The sequence below is a fragment of the Streptacidiphilus sp. PB12-B1b genome (assembly GCF_014084125.1).
GTDB lineage: Bacteria > Actinomycetota > Actinomycetes > Streptomycetales > Streptomycetaceae > Streptacidiphilus.
This window is the reverse complement of record NZ_CP048405.1, coordinates 6,815,942-6,830,396: the sequence shown is the minus strand read 5'-3', so window position 1 is coordinate 6,830,396 and position 14,455 is coordinate 6,815,942. Positions and strand designations below refer to the sequence as shown.

At 72.3% G+C, this 14,455-nt stretch carries 8 protein-coding genes; 5 read left to right on the top strand and 3 right to left on the bottom strand.

The features are described 5' to 3' along the window. Window positions 1-47 precede the first annotated feature (47 nt). From GXW83_RS29640 to GXW83_RS29630, 3 genes are all read left to right on the top strand, one after another. Complete coding sequence (locus GXW83_RS29640; protein WP_182446106.1) at window positions 48-1,406, top strand: hemolysin family protein; 1,359 nt, start codon at window positions 48-50, stop codon at window positions 1,404-1,406. A 70-nt stretch (window positions 1,407-1,476) separates the two neighbouring features. After that, complete coding sequence (trpS, locus tag GXW83_RS29635) at window positions 1,477-2,490, top strand: tryptophan--tRNA ligase (protein WP_182446105.1); 1,014 nt, start codon at window positions 1,477-1,479, stop codon at window positions 2,488-2,490. Further along, complete coding sequence (locus GXW83_RS29630; RefSeq protein ID WP_225447324.1) at window positions 2,474-3,085, top strand: 2'-5' RNA ligase family protein; 612 nt, start codon at window positions 2,474-2,476, stop codon at window positions 3,083-3,085. The genes trpS and GXW83_RS29630 overlap by 17 nt, the downstream gene beginning before the upstream one ends. Window positions 3,086-3,172: 87 nt before the next feature. Here the strand turns inward: GXW83_RS29630 and GXW83_RS29625 are convergent, their stop codons facing one another. Both GXW83_RS29625 and GXW83_RS29620 read right to left on the bottom strand, forming a co-directional pair. Continuing rightward, complete coding sequence (locus tag GXW83_RS29625) at window positions 3,173-4,735, bottom strand: hypothetical protein (protein WP_370466803.1); 1,563 nt, start codon at window positions 4,733-4,735, stop codon at window positions 3,173-3,175. Then, window positions 4,732-8,310, bottom strand: a complete 3,579-nt coding sequence (locus tag GXW83_RS29620) for a bifunctional glycosyltransferase family 2 protein/CDP-glycerol:glycerophosphate glycerophosphotransferase (RefSeq protein WP_182446103.1) — start codon at window positions 8,308-8,310, stop codon at window positions 4,732-4,734. Before GXW83_RS29620 ends, GXW83_RS29625 begins: the two co-directional genes overlap by 4 nt. Window positions 8,311-8,493: 183 nt before the next feature. Here GXW83_RS29620 and GXW83_RS35480 point away from each other — a divergent pair, with 183 nt between their 5' ends. After that, a complete protein-coding gene (locus tag GXW83_RS35480; protein WP_370466801.1) occupies window positions 8,494-9,708 on the top strand; it encodes a glycosyltransferase in 1,215 nt (404 codons plus the stop codon). Window positions 9,709-9,710: 2 nt separating this feature from the next. Then, entirely contained in the window at window positions 9,711-10,694 is a 984-nt protein-coding gene (locus tag GXW83_RS35475; protein ID WP_370466800.1) for a CDP-glycerol glycerophosphotransferase family protein, read from the top strand. A gap of 38 nt (window positions 10,695-10,732) precedes the next feature. Here the strand turns inward: GXW83_RS35475 and GXW83_RS35155 are convergent, their stop codons facing one another. Further along, window positions 10,733-14,329 (bottom strand): bifunctional glycosyltransferase/CDP-glycerol:glycerophosphate glycerophosphotransferase, encoded by a 3,597-nt coding sequence (locus tag GXW83_RS35155; RefSeq protein ID WP_182446102.1) that lies wholly within the window; start codon window positions 14,327-14,329, stop codon window positions 10,733-10,735. Between the last annotated feature and the right edge of the window lie 126 nt (window positions 14,330-14,455).

Genomic DNA, 14,455 nt, shown 5'->3' with positions numbered 1-14,455 from the left:
GCGGGCGGGTGGGGGCCGGGCCGGGAAAACTTCCTAGACTGTCGCCCGTGAGCGAAACCCTCCAGGACGCCGGGCTGGTCCTGATCTTCATCATCATCGGCGGACTGTTCAACATCGCGGAGATCTCGCTGATCTCGCTGCGCGAGGGACAGATCCAGGCCCTGGCCGAGCGCGGCACCAAGCGCGCGGTCAGGGCCGCGCACCTCGCCGGGGACCCCAACCGCTTCCTCGCCGCCGTCCAGGTCGGCGTGACCTGCATGGGCTTCCTGTCGGCGGCCTTCGGCGCGGACACCCTGGCCGCCAAGGCGTCGCCGCTGTTCGAGAAGCTCGGCATGGGCTCCGACCTGGCCTCGACCACGGCGCTGGTGCTGCTGACCCTGCTGATCTCGTACGTCTCGCTGGTGCTCGGCGAGCTGACGCCCAAGCGGATCGGCCTGCAGCGCGCCGAGTCCATCGCGCTGCTGGCCGCGCCCATGGTGGACGCCATCTCGGTGGTGCTGCGGCCGGTGATCTGGCTGCTGTCGCGCTCCACCAACCTGATGGTGCGGCTGCTCGGCGGCGACCCCAAGGCGGGCCGCAACGCCATGAGTTCGGAGGAGCTGCGCGGTCTGGTCGCCTCCAACACCGAGCTGGGCAGCGACGAGCGGCGGCTGATCGGCGACGTCTTCGCCGCCGGGGAGCGGCAGCTGCGCGAGGTGATGGTGCCGCGCACCGAGGTGACCTTCCTGGACGCCGGACGCCCGCTGGCGGAGGTGCGGCAGGAGGTCAGCCGCTACCCGCACTCGCGCTACCCGGTGGTGGACGGCTCCTACGACATCGTGGTCGGCTTCGTGCACGTCCGGGACCTCTACCGGGGCGCCGAGCCGGGCGCCGTGGCCGCGCGCACCGTCCGGGACCTGGCCCGGCCGGTGAAGCTGCTGCCGGCGACCAAGCGGGTGCTGCCGTCCATGTCGGAGATGCGGCACGAGGGCCACCACCTGGCCATCGTGGTGGACGAGTACGGCGGCACGGCCGGGATCGTGACCCTGGAGGACCTGGTCGAGGAGGTCATCGGGGAGATCCGGGACGAGTACGACTCGCAGGAGGTCAGCACCACCCGGCGGCTGGCGGGCGGCTCGATCGAGGTGGACGGCCTGCTGAACCTGGCCGACTTCGCCGAGGAGACCGGCCTGGAGCTGCCGGAGGGCCCGTACGAGACGGTGGCCGGCTTCGTCGTGGCCGAGCTGGGGCACCTGCCGGACCTGGGCGAGCAGGTCGGGGTGGCCGACGGCTACACCCTGGAGATCGCCGCGATGGACGGCCGCCGGGTGGACCGGATCCGGGTCACCGAGGTCAAGGAGGACGCCCCGGCCGAGGCCCCCGGCCCGGGTGCGGCGCCCGCCGGGCCCCCGCCGGCGGCCGGGTAGCGGCGGGGATCACACCGTGCCGGGCCCGGGTGGGCGCGGGGCCGCGCGCGACCCTGCGAGAATGGGCCGCATGGTCACTGATCGCCCTCGCGTGCTCTCCGGTATCCAGCCGACGTCCGGCTCCTTCCACCTGGGCAACTACCTGGGCGCGGTGCGCCAGTGGGTGTCGCTCCAGGAGACCCACGACGCCTTCTACATGGTCGTGGACCTGCACGCGATCACTGTCGAGCAGGATCCGGCGACGCTGCGGGAGAACACCCGGGTGTCGGTCGCGCAGCTGCTCGGCGTCGGGCTCGATCCCGAGCGCTGCACGCTGTTCATCCAGTCGCACGTGCCCGAGCACGCCCAGCTGGGCTGGGTGATGAACTGCTTCACCGGCTTCGGCGAGGCCGCACGGATGACCCAGTTCAAGGACAAGTCGGGCAAACAGGGCGCGGATCGCACCACGGTCGGCCTGTTCACCTACCCGATCCTGCAGGTCGCGGACATCCTGCTGTACCAGGCGGACCAGGTGCCGGTCGGCGAGGACCAGCGGCAGCACATCGAGCTGACCCGGGATCTGGCCGAGCGCTTCAACAGCCGGCTCGGACAGACCTTCACCGTGCCCAACCCGTACATCCTCAAGGAGACGGCCAAGATCTTCGACCTGCAGGACCCGACGTCGAAGATGAGCAAGTCGGCCTCCACCCCCAAGGGCCTGGTCAACCTGCTGGACGAGGTGAAGACCAGCACCAAGAAGATCAAGAGCGCGGTCACCGACACCGGCACCGTGGTCTCCTACGACGAGCAGGAGAAGGCCGGGGTCTCCAACCTGCTGCGGATCCACTCGGCCATCAGCGGCCGGTCCGTCCCGGAGCTGGTCGAGCACTTCGAGGGCCGGATGTACGGCGCGCTGAAGACCGAGCTGGCCGAGCTGTACGCCGAGTGGGTCGCCCCGATCCAGCAGCGCACCCGCAGCTACCTGGACGATCCGGCCGAGCTGGACCGGGTGCTCGCCCGGGGCGCGGAGAAGGCCCGCGCCGTCGCCGGGGAGACGCTGGCCACCGCGTACGACCGGATCGGCTTCCTTGCGGCGAAGCGCTGACGGGGTGGTGCGGGCGGAGGCCGACCGGGACGGCATAGCCGGACTGGCCGGCGTACCCGGGCAGCGGGGCGGCACGGTCACCATCGGGGTGTCCCTGGCCGTCCCCGACCCGTGGGCCGCGCAGATCCAGGACGCCCGCGCCGGGTACGGCGATCCGCTGGCCCGGGCGGTGGCCACGCATGTCACGCTGCTGCCGCCGACCGAGGTGCCCGCCGAGCGGCTGGGCGCGGTCGGGCGGCAGCTGGCCGACGCGGCCCGGCGGCACCGGCCGTTCCGGGTGCTGCTGCGCGGTAGCGACAGCTTCCGCCCGGTCTCGCCGGTGGTGTTCGTCCGGCTGGACGAGGGCGCGCGCGAGTGCCGGATGCTGGAGGCGTCGGTCCGCTCCGGGCTGCTGGCGCGGGAGCTGGCCTTCCCCTACCACCCGCATGTGACGGTGGCCCAGGCGGTGGACGAGGCCGTCCTGGACCGGGCGCAGCGGGAGTTCCGGGACTTCCGGGCGGACTTCACCGTGCCCGGCTTCTGCCTCTACCGCTTCGGCGAGGACCGGGTCTGGCGGCCCGAGCTGCACCTCGCCTTCGGCGCCGCCGAGGCCTGAGACACCGAAGGACCGCCCCGGGGGGGCGGTCCTTCGGCCGTGCGGATCGGGCCGGGCGATCAAGTCGTGCTGATCAGGCCGTGCTGATCAGACGTGCTCCAGCTCCTCCGAGGCGCCGTTCTCGGCGGGCGCCGCGCTCGGTGCGTCCTGCGTCTCCGGGGCCTGCCGGGTCAGCTTGCTGAACAGGAACGGCAGCAGCAGGATGCCGAGGTAGGTCGGCGTGGCCATGTAGCGGTAGAGCGCCGACGGGGTCGCCGCCAGGACGTTCAGCTGCATGCCGCCGGTGACCACGGCCAGCGCCAGCACCTCCCGCCGCCACACCTTGCGGACCAGCCCGATCACCACGCCGTAGGCCACATAGCACCACACCGCGCCGCCCCACAGCAGCCAGATGAGCTGGCTGGTGAGCGCCGAGTTGTACCAGGCCGTGCCCAGGGTGTGCAGGGTGTCCGAGAGCGGGCGCACCTTCATCACCGAGTAGAACTGGCTGTGGTACATGTCCGGGTGCCACTTCATCAGCCCGTAGCCGTTGGGCGAGGACGCCACCCCGGCGATGCCGATCGCGTCGTAGCCCGGGAAGACCGCCCAGGCGTTGTGGGCCCGGCACAGGCTGGACTCGAAGACGTACTGCGGGGTGCGCTTCATCACCTCGGAGAAGATGTGCAGCAGCTGCGAGTTGTGCTTGGCCGCGATCCCGGTGTGGAACGCCGGGGTGGTCAGCTTGTCGGTGCTCACGCACACCGCTCCGGCCGTGGACCAGTGCTCCAGCGGCGAGACCTTGGCCATGACCGTCAGGTCGGACGCGGTGAAGGTGGTCGGCGCCTTGCTGTAGGCGTAGGCGATGTCGGAGTAGACGAAGGTGTACGCCGCGCTGTCGGCCGGCTTGGTCACGCCCAGCGCCGGGTAGAGCCCGGAGTCCAGCGCGAAGAAGATCACGATGGGGATCAGGATGACCGCCGCGACCCGCTTCCACAGCCAGGGCAGGGCGAGCAGCAGCAGCACCCCGATCAGGAACACCCCGAGGAAGCCGTTGTTGCGGGCCAGGCAGACCAGGGTCATGCCGAGGCCCAGCAGCAGCCAGTCGCGGCGCAGCCCGACCTGCCGGGCACGGCGCGGGCGGACCTTGAGCATGGCCGCGGTCAGGTGGGTGATCGCGGCGAAGCCGAGCACGCCCCCGATGACGAAGGGGACGTCCTTCCACACGAAGATCATGAACGAGCCGGTCGGCGGCAGCACCAGGCACAGCAGCACGCCCGCGGTGATCCACTTGTTGCTGATGGCGAACTTGCGCATGCCGGCGGCGAGATACCCCAGGACCGCGGCCATGGCGATGGTCTGCAGCAGCGTCAGGACGGCGTAGTCGCCGGTGACGTTGAGCGTCAGCCACACCGCGCCGTCGTAGGCGATGGAGTGGTCGTCCACCCAGTGCCCGGTGGTGACCTCCCAGGTGTAGTCGAAGCTGTCGTAGCTCATCAGGCCCGGGTAGAACGCGGACCACCAGACCAGGAAGACCAGCTGGGACATGGCCGCGATGCCCAGCGGCATCCGCAGCCGAGCCGGGATCCGCTGCACCAGCGGCCGCACCCGGGCGGTGACCGCCCCGGCCAGCCCCGGGCGCCGCCCGGGGGGGATCTCTGCTTCAGTCATCACATTCCTAGCATTCGGTCCACGACCCGGGCCGAGGCGGCGCCGTCGTCCAGGTCGCAGAAGGCCTCGCGGAAGGCCGCATAGGCCGGAGCGTACCGCTCGACCACCGGAGCCAGGTCACGGAGGTTCTTCACCAACTCTTCGGACGTGCTCACCAGCGGGCCGGGCGCGGTGGCCTCGAAGTCGAAGTAGAAGCCGCGCAGCTGGTCCCGGTAATGCTCCAGGTCGTAGGTGAAGAAGAGGATCGGACGGCCGGTGATGGCGTAGTCGAACATCACCGAGGAGTAGTCGGTGATCAGCACGTCCGCGATCAGGTAGAGGTCCTGGATGTCGGGGTAGCTGCCGACGTCCCAGACGAAGCCGTCGCCCTCGCCGGGGACCGGCTCGACCACGTGCGCGTGCGGGCGGATCAGCAGCACGTGGTCCTCGCCCAGGGCCTCCCGGGCGTGCGCCAGATCCAGCCTCAGGTCCAGTGCGTGGCCGCCGTTGTGGCGGACCCGGTCCTCGCGCCAGGTCGGCGCGTACAGCACGATCTTCTTACCTTCGGGCAGGCCGAGCCGCCGCCGGACCTCCTCCGCGTGCTTGTCGCGGTCCTCGGCGAGCAGCACGTCGTTGCGGGGGTAGCCGGACGCCAGGATCTCGCCCTCGTAGCGGAAGGCCCGCTTGAGGATCGGGGTGCTGAAGCTGTTCGGCGAGACCAGCAGGCTCCACTGCTTGCCCTCGCGCTCCAGCGCCTCCAGGTAGGCGGTGTCGCTGAACCAGTCGTTGTCGAAGTCGAAGCCGATCCGCTTGAGCGGGGTGCCGTGCCAGGTCTGGACGATGACCTGGCCCTCGCGGCGCTCGATCCAGGACGGCAGGTGGGTGTTGCCGACGATGTAGCGCGAGCGGGCCAGCGCCTCGTACCACTCGGGGCTCTCGTAGACCACGGCCGTGGCGCCCGCCGGGGGGATCATCCGGTCGTCGCGGACCACCCACAGGTGCTCCAGCTCGCTGCCGCGGCGCACCAGCTCCTGGTGCACGGCGCGGGGCGAGTCGGAGTACGACTTGCCCTCGAAGACGTCGTACAGCACGGCCTCGCGCAGCGGCTTGCGGCGCGCGGCCGGGTACCACTCGTTCAGCAGCAGCCGCTGGTGGTAGCGGCCGCGGGCGCTCGGGTCCAGCTCGTGGGCCGAGTTCAGGAACAGCCGGTCGTACCAGCGGCGGCACAGGGCGACCCGCTTGCCGCGCGCGACGACGCTCGCCGGCAGGTCGGTGTGGGCGGCCGGGGCGATGTGGGCGGTGGTCTCGACGACGCCGTCGGGCGCCTCCGGCACCTCGGTGGCGACGAACAGCTCCCAGTTGCCGCCCTGGAGCGGCAGCTCGCCGGCGTAGCCGTCGTTGGGCAGGGCGGGCAGCACCGAGCGGAAGCGCCCGTCCACCACCTTGCCCGGGTGCCGGTAGACCTTGGCGTGCGTGCCGTGCCGCAGCACCCACGCGAAGGAGTGGCGCCCGGGCAGCGGGTAGCTGCCCTCCAGCACGAAGCCGTCCTCGCCGGCGGTGACCTTCTCCACCAGCGGCTGCACGGCCTGGTCCACCAGCTGCAGGTGACCGCGCGGGGAGCGCTTGAGGTACAGCGAGCGGGGGGCGGCCGCGTCGGAGAGGATCGGGACCTGCACCGAGGAGCCGGCCTGGTGGTCGTCCACGGCGATGTCGAGGGTCTCGCCGCCGGGCAGCACCAGCTCGCTGCTCCACCGGTCGGTGGGGCGCTCCAGCGAGGTCGGCCGCAGCCGGCCCTCGCGCTCGCGGACGGTGTTGACCTGCGCGCCGTCGACGACCACGGTGAACGGCACCAGGCCGCCGGAGGCGGGGCCCTCCAGCGTCACCGGGAAGTCCAGCACGCTGGTGGAGCCGGCCTCCTTGTGGTGCAGCCGCAGCACGGTGCCCTCGGTCGCCAGCGCGGCGGAGATCCGGCCGTGCACAGTGACCCGGCCGCTGCCGTCGGTGGAGGCCACCGCCCGGTCCATCCGCGCCTTGACGGTCTCGACCTGGAGGTACAGGTGCTGGTCGCGGATCTGCGGGCTGACCCGGACGTCCGGGGTGACCCAGGCCGGGGCGGGGAACTGGCCGGAGCCGCTGGGGCCCGCCTTGATCCGGCTGCGGCGAGGGCGGCCCTTGCCGAAGACGCCGATGGTGACCCGCCACACGCCGTCGCGCCACTCGCCGCGCTGCTTCAGTTTGGCCGGGTCGAAGTCCACCTCGAAGCCGGCCCAGTCGCAGTGGCGCAGCGGCTGGTCGTTGGTGTCGGCGGTGACCTCGGGGGTGAAGACCGTGCGGGCGTGCAGCACCAGGCTGCGGCGACTGCCCTGCTCGCGCAGCATCAGCGCCTTGAAGCCGTCGCTGCGCGACTCCGCGCCGATGTGCTTGGGGTAGGCGTAGCCCTTGAGGTGCAGCCTGCCGCCCCGCCAGTCGGCCTCGGTGAGGCCGGTCCGGACGGCGGTCTCCTTCTCCAGGCGCAGCACGCTCTCCGGGACCGGCGGGCGGCCCTTCAGCGAGGGGTAGTCGGCGACGTGCCGGACGGTGCCCTTGACCGGGATGGTCCACGGGTACTGGCGGTCGAAGGCCAGCAGGTCCAGCAGGTCCGGCAGGCGGCGCTTGGCGGTCAGCCAGTACTTCAGCCGCATGGGCGCGGGGAGGCCGTTCAGGGTCTCCTTGTCGATCTCGGTGATCATCGCGCCGATGTGGTCCAGGAACGCCTGCTGGTACTCCTCGCCGCCCTCCGGGAGCGCCTTGAAGAACAACGGCACCTCTTCGACCAGCGAGTTCTCGTTGTAGAAGCGCAGGTGCTTGCCGAACTCGGCGCCGGGCTGCGACTTCAGGAACTCCCGCACCATCCGCATGGAGGTGACCCGGTCGACCAGGCCCTTGGGGTCGGTCCGGTTCTGGGTGATCGAGCGGGCCCCCACCTCGCGCTCACGCCAGTGGTAGATGGGCTCGCTGAGCACGTCCACGCTCTTGGCGAGGAAGTGCAGCGGCACGCTGACCGGGGCGTCCTCGTAGAGGATGCCCGGGTACTCCAGGCCCTGGGCGTCCCAGAAGGAGCGCCGGTAGACCTTGTTCCAGGCGGTCCGGTCGGTGACCAGCAGCGGGCGCTCGCTGATGTGGGTGCGCAGCACGGTCTCGGCGAAGGGGCGGCGGTGCACCGGCGACTGGACGTAGCCGACCGAGCGGAACCGCAGCACGTTGCCGCTGACGAAGTCGGAGCCGGTGCTGTCGAGCGTCTCCACCATCAGCTGGTAGGCGGTCGGCGGCATGGTGTCGTCGCTGTCCACGAACGCCAGGTACTCGGCGTCCGGGTGGATGTGCCGGATGCCGGTGTTGCGCGCCGGACCGAGGCCCTTGTTCTCCTGCCGCACCAGCCGGAACCGCTCGTCCTTCGCCGCGAAGCGCTCGGCGATGGCGGCGCTGTCGTCGGTCGAGCCGTCGTCGACCATCACCACCTCGAGGTCGGTGAGGGTCTGCGCGGCGATGGACTCCAGGCACTCGTCCAGGTAGAGCTTGACGTTGTAGATAGGAACGACGACAGAAAGACGGGGGGCCATGAGGTGCGACGGGCCTTTCTCGTACTGGCTTGGCATTCCCGCGCGGGGAACGGAAACGCTGGGGGCGGCGCAGGGTAAGCGTAACGTTTGAGATATCGCGCGCCCCCGCCAGGACCTGATGGATGCTACAGGCGCTGATGAGGGGAGGCCCAGGTTCGTGATGCTGGCGTATCCTTCCCTGCCATGCCCCGTTTGAGCGTCATCGTCCCCGCGTACCAGGTCCAGGCGTATCTCGGCGAGTGTCTCGACTCCGTCCTGGCGCAGTCCTTCACGGATTTCGAACTGATCGGGGTTGACGACTGCTCGCCCGACGGCAGCGGGGAGATCTTCGACGAGTACGCCCGTGCGGACGAGCGGGTGCGGGTGCTGCACCTGCCGGAGAACGTCGGCCTGGGCCTGGCCCGCAACGCCGGCATCGACGCCGCCTCCGGCGACTACCTGGTCTTCCTGGACAGCGACGACACGCTCACCCCCGGCTCGCTGCAGGCGGTCGCCGACCGGCTGGAGCAGACCGGCGATCCGGACGTGCTGGTCTACGACTACGCCCGCACCTACTGGGACGGCCGGGTGGTGCGCAGCCGGGACGCCGGGCTGTTCGCCCCGGTCTCGGCCGCCGGCGAGCAGCGGCCCGAGACCTTCGCCATCGGCGAGCGCGAGGAACTGCTCGGGCTGCTGATGGTGGTGTGGAACAAGGCGTACAAGCGCTCCTTCGTGGACGCGACCGGGCTGCGGTTCCCGGCCGGGTACTACGAGGACACCCCGTGGACCTACCCGTCGATGCTGGCCGCCGGGACGATCGCGGTGCTGGACCGGGTGGTGGTGCACTACCGGCAGCGCCGCCAGGGCGGGAACATCCTGGCCACGGTCAGCCGCAAGCACTTCGACATCTTCGCCCAGTACGACCTGGTCTTCGCCTTCCTGGACGCGCACCCGGAGCTGGAGGGCTGGCGGCCGCTGCTGCACCGGCGGATGGCCGAGCACCTGCGGACCATCGGCAACCACCCGGACCGGGTGCCGCCCGCCGACCGGGCCGAGTTCTTCGCCCGCGCCGCCGAGGAGGAGCGCCGGCACCGCCCGGCCGGGGCGCCCGCCGTGGAGCTGGCCGCCGACTGGAAGTCCGGCGCCGTGGGCCGGCTGGCCCGCAAGGCCAAGCGCACCGCCCGGCAGGCGCAGCCGCAGGTCAAGCGGGCCGTGGCCGGATCGGTGCTGGGCGCCTACCAGCGGGTGCAGCGGCAGCTGCCGCTCGACGGCGAGCTGGCCGTCTTCGGCTCCTACTGGGGCCGGGTGCCCTGCTGCAACCCGGCGGCGATCCACGCCAAGCTGCGGGAGCTGGCGCCGGGCGTCCGGACGGTGTGGGTGGTCGAGAACCGGCGGCGCGCGGAGGTCCCCCGGGCCTGACCGTGGTCGGCCCCGGCTCGCGCGGCTACCGGGAGGCGATCTCCCGGGCCACCTACTTCGTCAACAACGTCAACTTCCCGGACGGCGCGCCCAAGCGCCCGGGCACCGTGCACCTGCAGACCCACCACGGCACCCCGGTCAAGAAGATGGGCCTGGACCTGCAGGAGTACCCGGCCGCCGCCGGCGGCCTGGACTTCCCCAAGCTGCTGGAGCGGGTGGACCGCTGGGACTACAGCCTGAGCTCCAACCGGTTCTCCACGCTGGTCTGGGAGCGGGTCTACCCGTCGTCCTTCCGGACGCTGGAGTACGGCTACCCGCGCAATGACGTCTTCTACTCCTCGACGGCGGCCGACGTCGCGCTGGCCCGCAAGGAGCTGGGCATCGAGCCCGGACAGACCGCGCTGCTGTACGCGCCGACGCTGCGGGACTACCGCGCCACCTACCGGCCGCAGCTGGACCTGGCCCGGCTGGCGCGCCGGCTCGGCCCCGGGTTCGTGCTGCTCAACCGGGGCCACTACCTCTACGACGAGGACGCCTCGTTCGGCACCGGCAGCCCCGAGGGCGTCATCGACGTCTCCCGGCACCCCTCGGTGGAGCGGCTGGCGCTGGCGGCGGACGCACTGGTCACCGACTACTCCTCGCTGATGTTCGACTACGCCAACCTGGACCGCCCGATCGTGGTCTTCGCCGACGACTGGGAGGTGTACCGGCAGACCCGCGGCGTCTACCTGGACCTCTTCTCCGGCCGGGCCGGCGAGGCCCCGGGCCCGGCGGTCCGCAGCGAGGCGGAGCTCGCGGAGCTGTTCCGCTCCGGCGCCTGGGACTCGGCCGAGGCGGGCGCGCTGCGGGACGCCTTCCGGGCCCGCTTCTGCGCCTTCGACGACGGCCGGGCCGCGGAGCGGGTGGTGCGCACGGTCTTCCTCGGCGAGCGGGAGCCGCTGCCCTTCGTCCCGCTGGCCGACCGCACCCCGGCCCCCCGGCCCTGACCCGGCGGGGGCCCTGAAGCGGCGGGGCCCGACGCCGTTCAGCGCCGGGCCGCGCCCAGCTCCAGCATCCGGTCGGCCACCCGCGCCGCCGCGCCGCCGTCGTCCAGCTCGCAGAAGTCGGCGCGGAAGGCCCGGTACGCCCCGGCGTGGGCGGCGGTGGCCCGGTCGAGGCCGCGCAGCGCCCGCACCAGCTGCTCCGAGGTGCGCAGCAGCGGGCCGGGGGCGCGGCGCTCGAAGTCGAGGTAGAAGCCGCGCAGGGCGTCCCGGTACTCCTCCAGGTCGTAGGTGAAGAACAGCATCGGCTTGCCGGTGACCGCGAAGTCGAACATCAGCGACGAGTAGTCGGTGACCAGGACGTCGGCGGCCAGCAGCAGGTCGGTGACGTCCGGGTAGGCGGAGACGTCGCGGACGAAGCCCCCGTCGGCGCCGGGCACGGCCTCCACCACGTGGGTGTGGGTGCGGACGAGCAGCACGTGGTCCCCGGCCAGCTCCCGGCGGGCGTGCTCCAGGTCGATCCGCAGGTCCATGGCGAAGCCGCCGCGGTGCCGCCCCAGCGTCTCCCGCCAGGTCGGCGCGTACAGCACCACCCGCTTGTGCTCCGGCAGCCGCAGCGCCCGGCGGACCCGCTCGGCGGTCTTCTCCCGGTCGGGCGAGCAGAGCGCGTCGTTGCGGGGGTAGCCGGACTCCAGGATCTCCCCGTCGAAGCGCAGCGCCCGGCGCAGGATCGGGGTGCTGAACCGGTTGGGCGACAGCAGCAGGCTCCACTGCCGGGACTCCCGGTCCAGGTCGTCCAGGTAGCCGGTGCTGCTGAAGAGGGTGTTCTCGAAGTCGTGGCCGATCCGCTTGAGCGGGGTGCCGTGCCAGGTCTGGACGACGACCTGGCCCTCGCGGCGCTCGATCCACGGCGGCAGGTGGGTGTTGCCGACGATGTAGCGGCAGCGCGCCAGCGCCTCGTACCACTCGGGGCTGCGCACCGGCAGCGCGGTCGCGGTCGCGGGCAGGTCCACTTGGCCGTCGCAGACGGTCCACAGGTGCTCCAGGGGCGCGCCGCGCCGTACCAGTTCGGCGTGGACGGCGCGCGGGGAGTCGCCGAAGCGCTTGCCGCCGAAGTCGTCGTAGAGCACGGCGTCGCGCAGCGGGAGGCGGCGGGCGGCCGGGTAGTCGACGGTGCGCAGCAGCCGCTGCCGGTAGCCGTTGGCCGTCCCGGCGTCCAGGGTGTGGTGGACGGTCAGCGACAGCTGGTCGTAGCCGACCCGGTCCAGGGTCATCCGGGCGCCCTTGACCGTGGTCGCGGCCGGGACCAGGTGGTGCGCCCGGGAGGCGAGTTGCAGCGGCAGCGGCTCCGGGGCCGGGCAGCCGGGCCAGCCGGTCACGGCCAGGGTCCAGGAGCCGGGCTGCAGCGGGACGTCGCCGGCGTAGGAGTGGTCCGCCGCGCCGTGCAGCCGGGCGGTGAAGTGGCCGTCGACGGCCTCCACCGGGTGGTGGTGCACCTCGCCGCTCCAGTCCCGGGCCAGCCGCAGCTGCAGTTGGTGACGGCCGGTCAGCGGCAGCCGTCCGGCCAGGGTGAAGCCGCTGCCGTCGGGCAGCGGCGCCAGGTACTCGACCAGCGGGCGCGGCAGTTGCTCGCAGACCTGGAGGTAGCCGCGCGGTGAGCGCTTGACGTGCAGCACCCGCGGCGGGGCCCCCTCCGGGCCGGACGACAGCTGCTGCAGGCTGTCCGGGCTCTCCCGCTCGTCCAGCACCAGGGGCAGCAACCGGCCGCCCCGGAGCAGGAGTTGGCTGTCCCAGAAGCGGTCGTCACGGGGGAGCGCGGCGGGCGCGGCGGGGTCGCCGAGGGCCTGCGGGGTGAGCCGGACCCGGAACGGGCTTGCGCCGCCGACCGGTTGGCCCAGGTGCAGCGGCAGGTCCACCGGGGCGCTGTCGGGGGCGTCCGAGCGCCGCAGCCGCAGCCAGGCCCGGACGCCGTCGCCGTCGCTGATGCCGTTGGCGGCGGCGGTCTCGGCGCAGACCGTGCCGGTCAGTTCGATGCCCCCGGCGAGCGCCGCCGCGCCGGTGATCCGCGCCCGCACCCGCTCCACCTCGACGTACAGGTGGGAGTCCCTGATCTGCGGGACGATCCGGACGTCCCGCTCCACCCACTGCGGCGAGGGGTGCCGGGCGCTGCCGGCGCCGGCCGTCCGGATCCGGCTGCGGCGCAGTCGGCCGCCGCCGGGCAGCAGCACGCTCGCCCGCCAACTGCCCTCCCGCCACTGGCCCCGGTGCCGCAGCCGGAGCGGGTCCAGCCGGCCGACGAAACCGGCCCAGTCGTAGCTGAGCAGGCTCTGCCCGGACTCCGCGGTGGCCTGCGGGCCGCTGACGGTCCGGGTGGGCAGCAGCAGGGCGCGTCGGCCGCCGACCTCGCGCAGCACCAGGGCCTTGGCCGAGGTGGCCCGGCGTTCCGCGCCCAGGTGCGCGGTCCAGGCCCGGCCGGAGAGCTGCAGCACGCCGTCGCGCCAAGCCGTCGCGTCCAGCCTGGTCTCCACGGCCAGTTCCGGGCCGACCTTCAGCACCGCGGCCGGGACGGGCGGGCGGTCGCGCAGGAAGGGGTAGTCGGCGCGGTGGCCGAGGGGGCCGCCGCGCAGCGGGATGGCGGCGCCGTACTCCTCCTCGTAGGCGAGCAGCTCGAGCAGGTCGTCCAGGCGTCCGGCGGCGGTCAGGTGCAGCTTCAGCCGGGCGGGCTCGGGGCAGGCGCGCAGCGCGGCCGGGTCGATCCGGCCGAGCAGGCCGCCGACGGCCTCCATGTAGGCGCTGCGGAACTCCTCGTCGGCGCGGCGCAGCACCTTGATGAACAGGTGCAGCTCCTCGTTGGCGACGTTCTCGTCGTACAGCCGCAGGTGCTGCGCGGCCTGCGCGGACCGCTGTCGGCCCAGGAAGGCGCGGACCAGGTCGATGGAGGTGATCCGGTCGCGCATGCCCCGGGTGTCGTTGCGCCGCTGGGTGATGGAGGGCGCGCCGGCCTCGCGCTCACGCCAGTTGTAGACCGGGGTGCGCAGCACGTCCACGCGTTCGGCGGCGAAGTGCGCGGGGATGGTGACCGGGGCGTCCTCGTACAGGATGCCCTCGGGGTAGCGGAACGTGTGCCGGTCCCAGAAGCTGCGCCGGTACACCTTGTTCCACACGGTGCGGTCGGTGACCAGGGCGGGCGTACGGGTGATGTGGGTGCGCAGCAGGGTGTCCGCGAAGGGCTTGCGGTGGATCGGGGACGCCACCGAGCCCACCGAGCGGAAGCGCATGACGTTTCCGGCGGCGAAGTCGGAGCCGGTCCCGTCCAGGGTGTCCACCAGCAGCCGGTAGGCGTCCGGCGGCAGGGTGTCGTCGCTGTCCACGAAGGCCAGGTACTCGCTGCCGGGGGAGATCCGCAGCAGTCCTGCGTTGCGGGCCGCGCCGAGCCCCTCGTTGGGCTGCCGGAACAGCCGGAACCGGGGGTCGCGGGCGGCGAAGGACTCGGCGATCTCCGCGCTGCGGTCGGTGGACCCGTCGTCGATCAGGACGACGTCGAACTCCCCGAAGCTCTGCCCCCGGATCGACTCCAGGCACTCCTGCAGGTACGCCTCGACGTTGTGGACGGGGACGACGACGGAGAGTCGGGATTCCATGGGCGGCGCGGGCCTTTCCTGGGTGTCGTGCCTGGGCGGCGTCGGCGGAGGGTTCCCACCAATACGGACCTATAGTTATGTACCGTCATCAACCCTAGCGAGGTGCCGCATCCCGCCCATGATGCC

Bases quoted from the DNA above. Each gene is read 5' to 3' on its own strand.
- GXW83_RS29620 (WP_182446103.1), bottom strand. From the start codon at position 8,310: ATGGCCCCCCGTCTTTCTGTCGTCGTTCCTATCTACAACGTCAAGCTC.
- GXW83_RS35480 (WP_370466801.1), top strand. From the start codon at position 8,494: ATGCCCCGTTTGAGCGTCATCGTCCCCGCGTACCAGGTCCAGGCGTAT.
- trpS (WP_182446105.1), top strand. From the start codon at position 1,477: ATGGTCACTGATCGCCCTCGCGTGCTCTCCGGTATCCAGCCGACGTCC.
- GXW83_RS35155 (WP_182446102.1), bottom strand. From the start codon at position 14,329: ATGGAATCCCGACTCTCCGTCGTCGTCCCCGTCCACAACGTCGAGGCG.